General features: G+C 63.8%; 16 protein-coding genes. 10 read left to right on the forward strand and 6 right to left on the reverse strand.

The window, feature by feature from the left end; all coding sequences use genetic code 11:
* Positions 1 to 142 precede the first annotated feature (142 nt).
* Positions 143 to 850: a hemerythrin domain-containing protein gene (locus RNA01_RS05990; RefSeq protein ID WP_147179046.1), complete on the forward strand. Its 708-nt coding sequence runs from the start codon at positions 143 to 145 to the stop codon at positions 848 to 850.
* 33 nt (positions 851 to 883) lie between these two features.
* Positions 884 to 1,489 (forward strand): YceI family protein, encoded by a 606-nt coding sequence (locus RNA01_RS05995; protein ID WP_147179047.1) that lies wholly within the window; start codon positions 884 to 886, stop codon positions 1,487 to 1,489.
* 188 nt (positions 1,490 to 1,677) lie between these two features.
* Here the strand turns inward: RNA01_RS05995 and RNA01_RS06000 are convergent, their stop codons facing one another.
* On the reverse strand, positions 1,678 to 2,529 hold the full coding sequence (locus RNA01_RS06000; protein WP_147179048.1) for a LysR family transcriptional regulator: 852 nt from the start codon (positions 2,527 to 2,529) through the stop codon (positions 1,678 to 1,680).
* Positions 2,530 to 2,632: 103 nt separating this feature from the next.
* Here RNA01_RS06000 and RNA01_RS06005 point away from each other — a divergent pair, with 103 nt between their 5' ends.
* On the forward strand, positions 2,633 to 2,935 hold the full coding sequence (locus RNA01_RS06005; RefSeq protein WP_210245732.1) for a putative quinol monooxygenase: 303 nt from the start codon (positions 2,633 to 2,635) through the stop codon (positions 2,933 to 2,935).
* Complete coding sequence (locus RNA01_RS06010; protein WP_235916446.1) at positions 2,932 to 3,231, forward strand: DUF2798 domain-containing protein; 300 nt, start codon at positions 2,932 to 2,934, stop codon at positions 3,229 to 3,231. The genes RNA01_RS06005 and RNA01_RS06010 overlap by 4 nt, the downstream gene beginning before the upstream one ends.
* A gap of 306 nt (positions 3,232 to 3,537) precedes the next feature.
* Here RNA01_RS06010 and RNA01_RS06015 read toward each other — a convergent pair whose 3' ends face one another.
* Entirely contained in the window at positions 3,538 to 4,362 is an 825-nt protein-coding gene (locus RNA01_RS06015; RefSeq protein ID WP_147179049.1) for an aldo/keto reductase, read from the reverse strand.
* Positions 4,363 to 4,534: 172 nt separating this feature from the next.
* Here RNA01_RS06015 and RNA01_RS06020 point away from each other — a divergent pair, with 172 nt between their 5' ends.
* Together RNA01_RS06020 and RNA01_RS06025 are read left to right on the forward strand one after the other, a co-directional pair.
* Positions 4,535 to 5,566: a trans-3-hydroxy-L-proline dehydratase gene (locus tag RNA01_RS06020; protein ID WP_147179050.1), complete on the forward strand. Its 1,032-nt coding sequence runs from the start codon at positions 4,535 to 4,537 to the stop codon at positions 5,564 to 5,566.
* Between the two features lie 27 nt (positions 5,567 to 5,593).
* Positions 5,594 to 6,088, forward strand: coding sequence for a cupin domain-containing protein (locus RNA01_RS06025; RefSeq protein WP_147179051.1), 495 nt, complete (start codon positions 5,594 to 5,596; stop codon positions 6,086 to 6,088).
* An 87-nt stretch (positions 6,089 to 6,175) separates the two neighbouring features.
* Here RNA01_RS06025 and RNA01_RS06030 read toward each other — a convergent pair whose 3' ends face one another.
* From RNA01_RS06030 to RNA01_RS06045, 4 genes are all read right to left on the reverse strand, one after another.
* Positions 6,176 to 6,421, reverse strand: coding sequence for a DUF982 domain-containing protein (locus tag RNA01_RS06030; RefSeq protein WP_147179052.1), 246 nt, complete (start codon positions 6,419 to 6,421; stop codon positions 6,176 to 6,178).
* Between the two features lie 62 nt (positions 6,422 to 6,483).
* On the reverse strand, positions 6,484 to 7,263 hold the full coding sequence (gene tam, locus RNA01_RS06035; protein WP_147179053.1) for a trans-aconitate 2-methyltransferase: 780 nt from the start codon (positions 7,261 to 7,263) through the stop codon (positions 6,484 to 6,486).
* 13 nt (positions 7,264 to 7,276) lie between these two features.
* Positions 7,277 to 7,927 (reverse strand): haloacid dehalogenase type II, encoded by a 651-nt coding sequence (locus tag RNA01_RS06040; protein WP_147179054.1) that lies wholly within the window; start codon positions 7,925 to 7,927, stop codon positions 7,277 to 7,279.
* Between the two features lie 74 nt (positions 7,928 to 8,001).
* Complete coding sequence (locus tag RNA01_RS06045) at positions 8,002 to 9,231, reverse strand: ROK family transcriptional regulator (RefSeq protein WP_147179055.1); 1,230 nt, start codon at positions 9,229 to 9,231, stop codon at positions 8,002 to 8,004.
* 243 nt (positions 9,232 to 9,474) lie between these two features.
* Between RNA01_RS06045 and xylF the strand changes: the two genes are divergently transcribed.
* The 4 genes from xylF to RNA01_RS06065 all read left to right on the forward strand — a co-directional run bounded on the left by xylF (position 9,475) and on the right by RNA01_RS06065 (position 13,987).
* A complete protein-coding gene (gene xylF, locus RNA01_RS06050) occupies positions 9,475 to 10,515 on the forward strand; it encodes a D-xylose ABC transporter substrate-binding protein (RefSeq protein ID WP_147179056.1) in 1,041 nt (346 codons plus the stop codon).
* 166 nt (positions 10,516 to 10,681) lie between these two features.
* Positions 10,682 to 11,992, forward strand: coding sequence for a sugar ABC transporter permease (locus tag RNA01_RS06055; protein WP_147179057.1), 1,311 nt, complete (start codon positions 10,682 to 10,684; stop codon positions 11,990 to 11,992).
* 12 nt (positions 11,993 to 12,004) lie between these two features.
* On the forward strand, positions 12,005 to 12,790 hold the full coding sequence (locus RNA01_RS06060) for an ATP-binding cassette domain-containing protein (protein ID WP_147179058.1): 786 nt from the start codon (positions 12,005 to 12,007) through the stop codon (positions 12,788 to 12,790).
* Between the two features lie 315 nt (positions 12,791 to 13,105).
* Positions 13,106 to 13,987 carry a branched-chain amino acid aminotransferase gene (locus tag RNA01_RS06065; protein WP_147179059.1) on the forward strand — a complete coding sequence of 294 codons (882 nt, stop codon included), beginning with the start codon at positions 13,106 to 13,108 and terminating at the stop codon, positions 13,985 to 13,987.
* Positions 13,988 to 13,996 lie beyond the last annotated feature (9 nt).

The raw sequence follows: 13,996 nt of genomic DNA on the forward strand, positions 1-13,996 counted from the left end.
TCTTAGGAAGATAGGAAAGTTTTAGCAACGCGGCGAAGCCCCTTAGGAAGCATTTAGGAAGCGCGTCGCAGGCGAGCATTCTATCAGCCTCTCATTGAGCCGGACACGCATTCTCCGGCGAAACGAAAAGAGGAAAATCTAGATGACTCATCACCTGTCCCTGACCGATATAGCCGACCTCAACGGTCGCTTCGACCTTTATGGCGGCGTCCACAAGGGCCTGCGCAAGGCCGGTTGCGACATGCTTTGCCGTCTCGGCTCGACCGACTACGAAAACCCGGAGGAGGCCGCGAGCGCTCTTTCGGCGCTTCGCACCTTCCTCATGCTGGCGGCGGCCCATGTGGCGCATGAGGATGACAACATCCACGGCGTTCTGCAGCAGCGTGGCGGCACCACGGACACCGTCGACCATCAGCACGACGACCACCGGAGAGCCTTCGACCAGATCGAGGCGCTGGCTTGCTCTGTCGAGACTGTATCGCCGATCGGCAGACGTGCCGCCGGGCGCAAACTCTACCTCGCCTTTGCCGCTTATCTCGCCGAAGACCTTGCCCATATGCACGAGGAAGAGACAGAGACAGCGGCCCAACTGTGGAAGACCTTCACAGACGAGGAACTGCTGGCGATCGAGATGCGTATCGTCGCCTCCATGTCGCCGGAGAAGAACATGGCTTTCATGCGCTTGATGATCCCGGCGATGAACCCGGTCGAGCGGGCAGCTGTTCTCGGTAGTGTTCGTACCGGCGCCCCGCCCGAAGTGTTCAACGCCATTATCGAGTTCGCGGTTCGCCCGAGCCTTTCCGAAAAGGCCTTCAGCGATCTCGCCGCCCGACTGAAGCTTGCCGCCTGAGCGCGGTGTCGACCAATCTTGAAGGATACCCCGATGTACAGGTTTGCTCTGATTCTGCCGCTCGTCATCCAGGCGCCGGCTGTTGCCGCCCAGTCCGTGAAACCGGCGCCCAGCGGCTCCTATGTCACAGACCCGACCCACACCAGCCTGACCTGGCGGGTCAGCCATTTCGGTCTTTCCAACTACACCGCACGCTTTGCCGCTGTCAGCGCCAGCTTGGACTGGAATGCCGAGCAGCCGGCGAAATCGAGACTGTCGGTGGCCATCGATCCGGCCTCGGTGCGCACCGACTTCCCGTTCGCGGAGGCCGAGGACTTTGACAAGAAAATCGGCACCGCGCCGGAATTCCTGGCAGCAAAGCCGATCGCCTTCGAAGCGAAGGGCATCACCCTGACGGGCGACAACACCGGCACCATCAAGGGCGATCTCACCTTTCGGGGGGAGACCCATCCGGTCACCCTCGACGTGCGTTTCAACGATTCGTTCGCGGAACACCCGATGGACAAGCTGCCGCGCCTCGGTTTCTCCGCCACCGGGACGGTACGCCGCACCGACTGGGGCCTCGACTTTGCTGTGCCCGCCCTCGGCGAGGATGTGCAACTGATGGTTGAGACCGAGTTCGTGCCTGTGAAGAGGTAGTCTGCAAGCGGCGGGGCCTTTTTTGCCTCTCGAGGTTCCCGCTGCTGCCGGCTTTTCTCCATGCGGGTTGACAAGGATTGGAGAGGAAAGGCGTTCAGTTCCCCGGCGTCAGAGGCCCCGGACTGACGATGCGTCCATCCGGCCTCATGCAAAGGCGGACCTGTGGAGCCCTCCTTGTGTTTCGAGACCTAGCGCAGACGGGGCAGGCAGGTGGCTAGAAAGCCTGCAACCGTGGTCGCTGCGCGGTTGTTGCGCAGGTCGGCGTGATAGGTGACGAAGGCGTCGCGGTCGATATGGTCTGCCGCGTCCCCGACCACGCAGAGACCGTGGAGATCACCGAGGAAATCCGGCAGCACGGCAATTCCCAGTCCTGCCGCGGCTGCCGCGCATTGCACACCGAGATCGTTGGTCAGCAGCACGGTTTCCCGCGCTCCGGCGATCTCCTTCATCCAGACCTGCTGCGGCGTGTCACCCAGCGCCTCATCGAAGGCGATGAAGCCATAGGCTTCCGGTGCGTGGCTTTCGAGATAGGGCCGCGTGGCATAGAGCCGATAGCGCATCGTACCGGCCTTACGGATCACCAGCGTCGAATCGCCGGGGCGGCTTAGCCTGAGCGCCACGTCGGCCTCTCGCCGGGCCAATGAGGCGTTTCGCGTCTCGGCCAGCAGCCGCAAGCGAATATGCGGCTCTTGCGTCTTCAAGGTCGCCAGCCGCGGCGCCACCAGCGTTGAGGCGATCACCGGCGGCGCGCTGACGGAAATCTCGACCGTCTGAGCGGCATCGGCCGGCATCACGCCGCGTTCGAGCGCAAACACCTCTGCCTCCATGCGCCGGGCGTGGTCGGCAATGCGCGCGCCTTCGGCGGTCAGCAGATAGCGGCGCGGCCGGCGATCGACCAGTCGCGCATTGACCCGCGCCTCAAGTGCGGCGATCCGCCGGGCGACCGTCGCATGGTCGACCTTGAGCCGCCGCGCCGCCGCCGACAACGAGCCCTCGTCGGCAAGCGCCACGAAAAAACGCAAGTCGTCCCAATCCTGCATCGTGCATTTCCGCGCAATTGATGTGCCTTGTTGGGGAATAGCGCGCATGTGGTCCGTCAGGCAAGACGTCGTTGTCAACAGCGAGACAAACAGGAGTTCTGCAATGACCGATCTTCCATCCGCCGGCCGCTTGCGCCGTATCGTTCGCCTGACTATGGCCGAAGGCCGGGGTGGGGAGGCGCGCAGCGCCCTCCTGGAATTGCGCAAGGCCACCCTTCCGGAGCCGGGCTGCGCCGAGTTCGAATTCTTTCAGTCACTGGCGGATGAACGCGCCTTCGTGCTGATCGAGGATTTCGCCGATGAGGCGGCTCTGACCTTGCATATGGAGGAACCCCATACCCGCGCCTTCTTCGGCCTCGGCCTTTTTGAAAGCGCCGCGCCGGTTTCAAAGGAGTGGCTGGCATGATGAACATCGCGCCCGCAGTCCCTGGCGTTCGCAAGGCTCGCCCTTTCAGACTCGCCAAGCTTCCGGCAAACAGCCGTTTTGTCGTGTTGCCGATGATCCTGTCGTTCCTGATGTCGGGTGTGGTCGCATCGATCGCCACCATTCGCGCACTCGGACTGACGCCGGATCTCGCGACCAGCATCCTCAAGGCCTGGGCCATGTCCTATGCGGTGGCCTTCCCCTCCGCCCTGGTGGTCATGCCGATCGTCCGTTGGATCGTCGACCGCCTGGTCGAGGCGCCGGGCGGAAAGGGCTGAGGGCACAGACCGCGTCCATCTCGTCTGCGTTAAGCGCGACCACACCGGCGAGGAAGCAGGAATGGCAAGAGCCGCCGGAGCGATCTGGCGGCCTTTTCTCTGGATCATGCGTGACTACGGCGCGCGTGGCTGACAGCAGGAGTACGGCACCACGGCCACGACTGCCTTTTCTTGGACATTGTTCAAAGACGTCGTCGTCAACCGTTGGCGACATGTCTTCGAACCCAGGTTCCAGGATTGCGAAGAGTGCATGCCAAGTCGAGAATGGCGGTCCTTCCTGCCGTAATCAAGGGGCGGATCCCCCCCTCAGTCCCATTCCGGCGCCAGATGCCCCGGATTGACAATCCGCCCGTCCGGCCTTGCGAGGGCGTGTATGGCGTCCATCTCGTCGCCGTCGAGCGAGAAGTCGAAGACGGCGAAATTCTCCGCCAGCCGGCTCTCGGTCGCGGTCTTGGACAGCGCCACCACGTCCTGCTGCTGGATCAGCCAGCGCAGGCACACCTGCGCCGCCGTCTTGCCGTAGCGCACACCGATGTCCTGCAACAACTCTTCCTTCGGCACCCGGCCGTCGGCCATGGCGTAATAGGCCGTGACCGACATGCCGTAGGAGCGGGCGGCCTCGAGAACCGCGGTCTGGTCGAGGTAGGGATGGTATTCGATCTGGTTGGTGACGATCGGTGCCTTCGACAGCCGCACCGCTTCGCCCATCAGCGCGCAATTGTAGTTCGACACGCCGATATGGCGCACCTTGCCGGCATCGACCAGAGCGTTCAGGCCGTCGATCTGCTCTTCCAGCGGCACCGGGCTCTTCGGCCAGTGCAGCAGCAAAAGATCGACATGGTCGGTTTTCAGTTTCTTCAGGCTCTCGTCGACCGACGGTCCCATGTCGCGGCGGGCGAATTTGTCGACCCACACCTTGGTGGTGAGGAAAATGTCGCCACGCGCGATGCCCGAGCGGGCGATCGCCTCGCCGACCTCCGCCTCATTGCCGTAGATCTGTGCGGTGTCGACGTGGCGAAAGCCGGTCTTGAGCGCGAGCGGCAGGATCCTCAGGACATCGGCGCCCGACATGCGGAACGTGCCAAAACCAAGCGCCGGGATATGTGCTCCATCGGCGGTGACGAACTTCATCGGGAATCCTCCTTTATGCGCGGCGGTGGCGAACAGGGCGGGCCGCCGCTTTGACCGGTCTTTCCCTAACATGACGCATTTGCCGTCCGCTTCAAGGCGGCATTCTGTCGTCGCGATCACGATTGCCGCCCTGTGCCATCGCTGCTAGCGTGCCGAAAAAATGAGGGGGCTCATGCGCAGCACGAAAGTTATCCATGTCGTCAATTGCCACGCTGAAGGGGAGGTGGGCGATGTCATCGTCGGCGGTGTCGCGCCCCCACCGGGCGAGACGCTGTGGGAGCAGTCGCGCTTCATCGCCAGCGACCAGACCTTGCGCAATTTCGTGCTGAACGAACCGCGCGGCGGGGTCTTCCGCCATGTCAATCTCTTGGTTCCGGCCAAGGATCCTCGCGCGCAGATGGGCTGGATCATCATGGAACCGGAGGACACGCCGCCGATGTCGGGCTCCAATTCCATCTGCGTCGCCACTGTGCTGCTGGACAGTGGCATCCTGCCGATGAGTGAGCCGGTGACGAAACTGGTGCTGGAGGCGCCGGGCGGCGTGGTGGAGGTGACGGCCCATTGCCGCAACGGCAAGGCCGAGCGCATTACCGTGCGCAACCTGCCGTCCTTCGCCGACCGACTCGACGCGGTGATCGAGGTGGAAGGGGTGGGCACGCTTACCGTCGATACCGCCTTCGGTGGCGACAGCTTCGTCATCGCCGACGGCCGGGCGCTCGGCTTCTCGATCGCCCCCGACGAGGCGCGCGACATCGCTGTCATGGGCATGAGGATCACCGACGCCGCCAACGAGCAGCTTGGCTTCAGCCATCCTGATCCCGATCGCGACTGGAGTCATATCTCGTTTTGCCAGATCACTGCGCCGGTCGCCTATGAGAACGGGGTGGCGACGGGTGCCAACGCGGTGGCCATCAAGCCCGGCAAGATCGACCGCTCTCCGACCGGCACCGGCTGCTCGGCCCGCATGGCGGTCCTGCATGCGCGCGGGCAGATGAAGGTCGGCGACCGCTTTATCGGCCGCTCGATCATGGGCTCCGAATTTCACTGCGCGATCGAGGCGGAAACCATGATCGGCGGCAAGGCAGCCATCGTCCCGACCATCTCCGGCCGCGCCTGGATCACCGGTACCCAGCAACTGATGCTTGATCCGGACGATCCCTGGCCCGCCGGTTATCGCTTGTCCGACACCTGGCCCAAGCTCTGAAGGCCCAACACTGAATGGAAGGCATGGATGACGAAGGAAGAACGCCCAGCCTGCATTGCCCATTGGCGTGATGTCGAAGGCCCGGACAATTCGCATTATGATGGCGACGACGAACGGATGTCGATCGGCGCGCCGCTGGCCCGTCATTTTGGTCTCACCCGCCTCGGTATCCATCATGAACGCCTGCCGCCCGGCCGCCGCACCTCCTATCCCCATGCCGAAAGCGCCGAGGAGGAGTTCGTCTATGTTCTGAGCGGCACGCCGGATGTCTGGCTCGACGGCGAACTGTTTCGTCTGAGACCCGGCGACGCCGTCGGCTTTCCGGCTGGCACCGGCCAGTGCCACAGCTTCATCAATAACTCCAGTGAGGAGGTCATGCTGCTGGTGGTCGGCGAGACCGCCAAGGCGGAGAATCGGGTCTACTATCCGAAGAACCTCGACCTCAAGACGAAGCGCCGGGACTGGTGGCACGACTGGCCGGAGCGCAAGACCGGCGACCACGACGGGCTGCCGGATGCGTGAAGGGTCGAGCGGGCGAGGAAGACGGACGACTGACAGGCGTCAGCGCCGGCGAATTGGTCCCGGTTCGCAGTGTCGGGCGTTTTCCCCTTAGTCGCGGATCACAATCCCCGCCTCGATCGCCGCCGCGATGAAGGCGCGGCGCGCGTCCTCGTCTTTCTTCTTGCCGGCGACCACATCCATGCAGACGAGCAGGGCCTTGTCGAGCGCCGGGCCGTCCTCAGTCGGCCAGTCTTCGATCATCGCCCAGGAGGCGGCTTCCGTGCTGTCGATTGTCACGTCCTCACCCTCTTCGCCGAGCGCGAGGGTGACGGGCTTTGTCCAAAGGGTGCTCATCGACTGGGGCTTTCAGGTTCGGTTGGCGTCGGCGGGTGCCGTTATGGGGTTGGGATGGCCTTCTAGCGAAGTTCGTCCTTCACCGCCACGACAAACAGACGCGGAAATCGGAGCAGCACCCGCCCGTCGGCCATCGGCGGATAGGCCTGTGCGATCCGCGCTGTGTAATCGGCCAGATAGGCGTCGCGGTCCTCTGGCCCGGCGGCGTCGAGATAGGGGCGAAGTCCGGTGCCCTTCACCCATTCGACGATCGCCTCGGCATTGGCCATCGGATGGTAGTAGACGGTATGCCAGACATCGACGCGCGCGGCCTTCTGCGATAACCGCTCGAGATAGGTGGCCGGCGAGGGGAGGCGCGCGCGTCGCAGCTTTCCGTCGGCAAAACTCGGCGCCCAGCGCCCGGCGGCCCCGCTCTCTTCCATCAGAAGGTGGGTCGGCTCGTCGAGATTGTCGGGCATCTGCACGGCCAGCACGCCGCCCGGCGCCAAGTGGTCGATCAAGCGTTCCATCAGCGCCAAATGGTCGGGCAGCCATTGCAGCACGGCATTGGCATAGAGCAGGTCGGCCGGCGCATCCGGCCGCCAGCTCGCAAGGTCGGCCTGGGTGAACGGCGTGTCCGGCAGGCGCTTTTTCGCTTTCTCCAGCATGTCGGCATCGCTGTCGAGGCCGATGACGGCCCCTTGCCCGAAGCGTTCGATCAACAGCTCGGTGGAATTGCCCGGTCCGCAGCCGAGGTCGTAGACGCGTCTTGCCTTGCCAAGCGGCACCTGGGCCAGCAGATCGCGGGCCGGCCGGGTGCGTTCTTCCTCGAATTTGAGATACTGGGTCGCTGACCAGGCCATGAAACAGGTCTCCTCAAAGGCTGGTGAGACTGGGCAGGATCAGGTCCGGTCGATGGTCGGTATATTCGTCCGGCAGGTCGCTGCGGTTGATCCACACCGTGCGGAAGCCGAATTTCTGCGCCCCAGCCACGTCCCAGCGGTTGGACGACTGGAAGGAGACGGCGTGCGGATAGAGCCGGTACGCTGTCGTTACCATGTCATAGACCTGCGGTGCGGTCTTGTAGGCGCGGATCGCATCGACGGAAAACACGTCGTCGAGGATGACGTCGAGGGCGGCGTTCTTCACCGCCGCGGCCAGCATGTCCGGCGAGCCGTTGGAGAGGATGGCAAGCTTGGCGCCACGGCTCTTGAGATCCTTGAGCACGGCCGGCACCTCGGGATAACAGTCGAGCGTCCAGTAGGCCGAAAGGAGGTCGGCTCGAAGGCTCCGTTCGACGCTGGGAAATTGGGCGAGCGTGTGATCGAGCGCCTCTTCGGTCAACTGCCAGAAGTCGCGATAGCTGCCCATCAGCGTGCGCACCCAGGAATATTCGAGCTGCTTGGCCCGCCACATCTCGGAAAAGCGCTGATGCTCGGGGCCAGCCCGCTCGGCATGGCGGCGCACCGCCGCATGCACGTCGAACAGTGTGCCATAGGCATCGAAAACAAAGGCCGCCGTGGACATCATTCCTCCATCGATCGAATTGTGAAGTGATAGGACGGGGGCGGCCCCTCGGCAAGGGCGCCATTCGGTTCGGATTATCGCGCGACCGCCTCTTCGGCTCTCAGACCTGCCACCTCGTGGTCGATCTCGGTCAGCGCCCGGTCGAGGTGTCCCTCGAACACCAGTGTCGCCTCCTCGGGCACGATGGTGATCTCCGGCGCGCCGTGCAGGCGCACATGCAACGACTGGGAAAGCCCCTCGTCGAGGCCGCGGGTCAAGAGGTCCATATAGCGCGTGCCGTAGCCGGTGATGACGATCGGCATGTTTTCATAGAGGCTCAGCACCCGCGACAGGCCCTGGCCAAGCGCCAGCCCGGCCTGGCGAAAGGCATATTCCGACATTCGATGACCCTGTCGGGCGCGGTTGGCGATCTTGTCCATTTCGGTGAGCGGCACGAATTTGGCGGGGATCGTGTCGGGCGGCACTTCAAAGGCGGTCCTGAGGATGCCGTAGAAGCCGGCCGACGCCTCGACACAGCCGAACGAACCGCAGCGACAGAGCTTGCCGTCGGCGGCGTTGAGCATATGGCCGAAGTTCGGCGCGCTCACGTCGAGTTCACCGGAATGCCCCCGTCGGGCGATGCCGAGCCCGATGGCATGGCCAAGCGACAGGGTGGTCAGCGCATGGAACGGCCGTGCCGTATCCTTGTCCGCGCGCAGCCCCAGCGCATGGGCAACCAGCAGCGTTTCGTTGTTGAGGCGGATGCGGGTTTGGGGAGCAAGGTCGAGCGCTGTGGAGAAATCGATCTCCTCGTGGCCGAACACCGGCGACCAGAGCAGCCGGGAGCCGCCCGTATCGACCATGCCCTTGGAACTGACCGACACGGCGGCGATCCGTTCCGGCGCAAGCTTGGAGCGCTGTGAAAGCCGCGACAGTGCATCACGAAACCCGGCGATGAAGGCCTTGGGCGAGGGGGCCGCATGGTCGCGCGGCTCCTCGAAGCGGTCGATCAGGGTCCCGGTATAATCGGTCAGCGAATACTGCACGCTGTCCGAGGCGATGCGGGCTGAGACCAGATAGGCGAAGTCGCGGCGGCGGGCGAAGAGAACGCGCGGCCTGCCGCGTCCGCCGGCTGCCGGCTGTTCGTGGCGCTCCAGCGCGCCGATCCGTTCGAGATCGGCGGTGATCGCGGAGACGGTGCCAGAGGCGAGGCCCGTTGCGGCGGCAATATCGGTGTGGGCCAGGGAGCCATGTCGTCTCAGTGCCGCAAGCACCAGCGCGCTGTTTTGCTGACGCACCATTTCGGTGCTGGATTTCGTCAGCATGGTCGGCGTCCGTTCATGGCATCCTTTCGCGATATATCCTTCACCAAAACCACCGGCAAGCCCTGTTTGCAAGCCCTGTCGGGGTGATGTTGACAGGCTCGAAATCTTCTGACATTTATTTTCTCGACTGTCGAGAAAAACAGTGAGCGGCATCGCCGGGGGCTGGACAGTGTTTTTTGGACGGGCTGCTAGGGGGCGAACGGGAGGTTCGCCGGCGGCCGCGTCTTTCAAAGGGAGGCTAATATGAAATCCGTATTGAAGCTGATGGCGTGCGCCGCCGTCATTACCAGCCTGCACACCGTTGCCAACGCCAAGGACCTCGTGGTCGGCGTGTCCTGGTCGAACTTCCAGGAAGAGCGCTGGAAGACCGACGAAGCCGCCATCAAGAAGGCGCTCGAGGCTTCCGGCGACAAGTATATTTCCGCTGATGCCCAGTCGTCCGCCGCCAAGCAGCTGACCGACGTCGAGAGCCTGATCGCCCAGGGCGCCAATGCTCTCATCGTTCTCGCCCAGGATTCCGACGCGATCGGACCGGCCATTGAGAAGGCCGCCGCCGAGGGCATTCCGGTCGTCGGCTATGACCGCCTGATCGAAAACCCGGCCGCCTTCTACATCACCTTTGACAACAAGGAAGTCGGCCGCATGCAGGCCCGCGAAGTGTTCAAGGTCAAGCCGGAAGGCAACTATGTCTTCATCAAGGGCTCGGCCTCGGATCCGAACGCCGACTTCCTGTTTGCCGGCCAGATGGAAGTGCTCAAAGACGCAATCGATGCCGGAAAGATCAAGAACGTCGGCGAAGCCTATACCGATGGCTGGAAGCCGGAAAATGCCCAGAAAAACATGGAGCAGTTCCTGACCGCCAACGACAACAAGGTCGATGCGGTCGTCGCCTCCAACGACGGCACCGCCGGCGGCGTGGTTGCGGCCCTTTCGGCCCAGGGGCTTGCCGGCTCCGTTCCCGTCTCCGGCCAGGATGCCGATTTCGCGGCGCTCAACCGTGTGGCGCTCGGCACCCAGACCGTGTCGGTGTGGAAGGACAGCCGTGAACTCGGCAAGCGCGCCGCCGAGATCGCCGTCGAACTGGCGGGCGGCAAGAAGATGACCGAAATCGAGGGTGTGACCACCTTCGCCGGTGGTCCGAAGGGCGTCGAGATGCAGTCCGTCTTCCTCGCCCCGCTGCCGATCACCAAGGACAACCTGAACGTCGTCATCGACGCCGGCTGGATCTCCAAGGACGCCGCCTGCCAGGGCGTCGCCGCCGGCTCTGTCGCGGCCTGCGATTGACAGCGGGCTGACCTGACGGCCTGATTGAGCCTTCGAACGTCGCGACCTTGGAAAAGGGTCGCGACGTATCGTCCAATCGGGAGAGGCTCGGCCGCCGATGCGGCGCTTTTTCGCGCCCGGTGCGCCATTGCAAGGAATTACTTAAAACGTGGGAGAACGGCACGGCATGGCCGAAATCACAAATAGCACGCAGGCCGCGCGGGCTGGCGTGGCGGAGAACCCGGTGAAGCGCTTTTTCCGCGCCACCGAGATCGATACGCGCCTGCTCGGCATGATCGGCGCGATGCTGATCATCTGGATCGGCTTCAACATCATTTCCGGCGGCCTCTTCCTGACCCCGCGCAACCTGTGGAACCTGTCGGTCCAGACCGCCTCCGTCGCTATCATGGCGACCGGCATGGTACTCGTTATCGTCACCCGCAACATCGACCTCTCGGTTGGTTCGGTGCTCGGTTTCGTCGGCATGTTCATGGGCGTGTTGCAGGCCGAATTGCTGCCGCAGATTCTCGGCTTCGACCACCCGCTCACCTGGATCATCGCGCTTATGGCCGGCATCCTGCTCGGTGGCGCGATCGGCGCGCTGCACGGCGCCATCATCGCCTTTCTCAACGTGCCGTCCTTCATCGTCACGCTCGGCGGTCTGCTCGTCTGGCGCGGCGCCACATGGTTCGTCACTTCCGGCCGCACGGTCGCCCCGATGGACGCCACCTTCCGACTGATGGGCGGCGGCACCAATGGCTCGATCGGCGCGACCGCCAGCTGGATCGTCGGCGTCATCGCCTGCCTTGCCATCGTCGCCACCCTGGTCAGTTCACGCAAGCAGCGCCGCCGTTTCGGTTTCCCGCTGCGCCCGGTCTGGGCTGAGTATTTCCTCGCCGGCGTGAGTTGCTTTCTGGTGCTTTTGACCGTTTTCGTCTTCAACGACTATCCTTGGCCGGTGGCGATCGCCCGCAAGTTCGCCGATGCCAATGGCATCGCCTGGCCGGACGGGGGCCTGTTCATCTCGCATGGCATCGCCATTCCGGTGCTGATCGCCATCGGTGTCGGCATCGTCATGACCTTCATCTCGACCCGCTTGCGCTTCGGCCGCTATGTCTTCGCCATCGGCGGCAATCCGGAAGCCGCCGAACTGGCCGGCATCAAGACCCGATGGGTCACCGTCAAGATCTTCGCGCTGATGGGCATGCTTTGTGCCATCGCCGCCGCGATCTCGACCGCCCGCCTCAATGCCGCCACCAATGCGCAAGGGGAACTCGACGAACTCTACACCATCGCCGCAGCCGTCATCGGCGGCACGTCGCTCTCGGGCGGCATGGGCACGGTCGCCGGTGCCATGCTCGGTGCGCTCGTCATGCAGTCTTTGCAGTCCGGCATGGTTCTGGTCGGCATCGATACGCCCTTCCAGCGCATCGTCGTCGGCGTCGTGCTGGTCGTGGCCGTCTGGCTCGACACGATCTACCGCGCGCGGGCGAGATAAAAGGATTTCACCATGACTGACAAACGCACTCCGCTCGTGGAAATGAACAATGTTTCCATCTCGTTCGGCGGCATCCACGCGGTCGAGAACGCCTCGATCGATCTTTACCCCGGCGAGGTCGTGGCGCTGCTCGGCCACAACGGCGCGGGCAAGTCGACGCTGATCAAGATCCTGTCGGGCGCCTATCGCCGCGACGCGGGCGACATCCTGATCGACGGCCAGCCGGCCGACATCGCCAATCCGCGCGACGCCAAGAAATACGGCATCGAGACGATCTACCAGACGCTCGCCGTCGCCGACAATGTCGACGCCGCCGCCAACCTCTATCTCGGCCGCGAGCTCAGAACCCCTTGGGGTACGCTCGACGACGCCGCGATGGAAGCCAAGGCACGCGAGGTCATGGGGCGCCTCAATCCCAACTTCCGTCGCTTCAAGGAACCGGTGAAGGCACTCTCCGGCGGCCAGCGGCAGTCGGTGGCGATCGCCCGCGCCATCCTGTTCGACGCCCGCATCCTGATCATGGACGAGCCGACGGCGGCGCTCGGGCCGCAGGAGACCGCCCAGGTCGGCGAGCTGATCCAGCAGCTGAAGCGCGAGGGCATTGGCATTTTCCTCATCAGCCACGACATCCATGATGTCTTCGATCTCGCTGACCGGGTGTTCGTCATGAAGAACGGCAAGGTGGTCGGTCAGGCACGCACGCAAGACGTCACCAAGGACGAGGTGCTTGGCATGATCATCCTCGGCAAATGCCCTCCCGGCGCGATCCCGGGGCCGGGGGCGATGCAGACGGCGTGAGTGCCGCCAATCTCTGATCCCACCGTGCGCTTGTCGGCACCCATTCCCCGTTTCCGCGGGGAATGGGACAGGGGGAGGGGGATGCTGCCGATGGCGATGGATAGAGGCGGCGTCGTCTGATCCGTCCGAACCCTCCCTTTTCGATCAATTCTGGTGATCGACCCATTCGTCAAGCATCTGGAATCGCGCATTTTTCTTGCATGATCCGGATTGTGTTCAGCGGTTTCTTGCCAAGTCGCAGGTGTCGCGACTTTCTCCTTGACCGCCGCGCGTCTCCTGCCGTTGACTGGCGCCATCTGAAGATTGGAGACTGAAATGGCTGTCGATACCTCGCCCCGTAGCACCACCTGGACCTATGTCGAAGGAGAGTGGATCTCCGGCAACCCGCCGCTGATCGGCCCGACCTCGCATGCCATGTGGCTCGCCTCGACCGTGTTCGACGGTTCGCGCTGGTTCGATGGAATCGCGCCTGACCTCGACGAACACTGCAAGCGCGTCAACCGTTCGGCGGTTTCGATGGGCATGAAGGCCGTGGTTGCGGCCGAGGAGATCGAGCGCCTCGCCTGGGAGGGCATTGCCAAGTTCGACGGCAAGACCGCGATCTATATCAAGCCGATGTACTGGGCCGAGCATGGCCAACCCGGTTCGATCGTCGCCGCCGATCCGGAATCGACCCGCTTCGCGCTTTGCCTGTTCGAAGCGCCGCTCGGTGCCGCGCAGCCCAGCAAGCTGACGCTTTCGCCCTTCCGCCGGCCGACGCCGGAATGCGCCATGACCGACGCCAAGGCCGGCAGTCTTTACCCCAACTCCGGCCGGATGATCATCGAGGCCCGTTCGCGCGGTTTCGACAATGCGCTGGTGCGCGACATGAACGGCAATGTCGTGGAGACGGCCTCCTCGAATGTCTTCATGGTCAAGGACGGTGTGGTCTTTACGCCCGTGCCGAACCGCACCTTCCTCGCCGGTATTACCCGTGCCCGCGTCATCGGCCTGCTGCGTGCGGCCGGCTACGAGGTGCGCGAACAGACGCTGACGGTTGAGGATTTCATCGGCGCCGACGAGATCTTCACCTCGGGCAATTATTCCAAGGTCGCCCCTGTTTCCCGCCTTGACGATCGCGAGCTGCAGGAAGGCCCGATGACTCGCACGGCACTCAAGCTTTACATGGACTGGGCGCGCACCACGCGGGTCGGCTGAGTTCGAGGG

The sequence above is a fragment of the Paenirhizobium naphthalenivorans genome (assembly GCF_007992095.1).
In the GTDB taxonomy this organism is placed as follows: Bacteria; Pseudomonadota; Alphaproteobacteria; order Rhizobiales; family Rhizobiaceae; genus Allorhizobium; species Allorhizobium naphthalenivorans.

Coding starts and splice junctions, on each gene's coding strand:
- RNA01_RS06065 (WP_147179059.1), top strand. CDS start 13,106: ATGGCTGTCGATACCTCGCCCCGTAGCACCACCTGGACCTATGTCGAA.
- tam (WP_147179053.1), bottom strand. CDS start 7,263: ATGGCCTGGTCAGCGACCCAGTATCTCAAATTCGAGGAAGAACGCACC.
- RNA01_RS06010 (WP_235916446.1), top strand. CDS start 2,932: ATGATGAACATCGCGCCCGCAGTCCCTGGCGTTCGCAAGGCTCGCCCT.
- RNA01_RS06005 (WP_210245732.1), top strand. CDS start 2,633: ATGACCGATCTTCCATCCGCCGGCCGCTTGCGCCGTATCGTTCGCCTG.
- RNA01_RS05995 (WP_147179047.1), top strand. CDS start 884: ATGTACAGGTTTGCTCTGATTCTGCCGCTCGTCATCCAGGCGCCGGCT.
- RNA01_RS06015 (WP_147179049.1), bottom strand. CDS start 4,362: ATGAAGTTCGTCACCGCCGATGGAGCACATATCCCGGCGCTTGGTTTT.
- RNA01_RS06000 (WP_147179048.1), bottom strand. CDS start 2,529: ATGCAGGATTGGGACGACTTGCGTTTTTTCGTGGCGCTTGCCGACGAG.
- RNA01_RS06040 (WP_147179054.1), bottom strand. CDS start 7,927: ATGTCCACGGCGGCCTTTGTTTTCGATGCCTATGGCACACTGTTCGAC.
- RNA01_RS06030 (WP_147179052.1), bottom strand. CDS start 6,421: ATGAGCACCCTTTGGACAAAGCCCGTCACCCTCGCGCTCGGCGAAGAG.
- RNA01_RS06055 (WP_147179057.1), top strand. CDS start 10,682: ATGGCCGAAATCACAAATAGCACGCAGGCCGCGCGGGCTGGCGTGGCG.
- RNA01_RS05990 (WP_147179046.1), top strand. CDS start 143: ATGACTCATCACCTGTCCCTGACCGATATAGCCGACCTCAACGGTCGC.
- xylF (WP_147179056.1), top strand. CDS start 9,475: ATGAAATCCGTATTGAAGCTGATGGCGTGCGCCGCCGTCATTACCAGC.
- RNA01_RS06025 (WP_147179051.1), top strand. CDS start 5,594: ATGACGAAGGAAGAACGCCCAGCCTGCATTGCCCATTGGCGTGATGTC.
- RNA01_RS06045 (WP_147179055.1), bottom strand. CDS start 9,231: ATGCTGACGAAATCCAGCACCGAAATGGTGCGTCAGCAAAACAGCGCG.
- RNA01_RS06060 (WP_147179058.1), top strand. CDS start 12,005: ATGACTGACAAACGCACTCCGCTCGTGGAAATGAACAATGTTTCCATC.
- RNA01_RS06020 (WP_147179050.1), top strand. CDS start 4,535: ATGCGCAGCACGAAAGTTATCCATGTCGTCAATTGCCACGCTGAAGGG.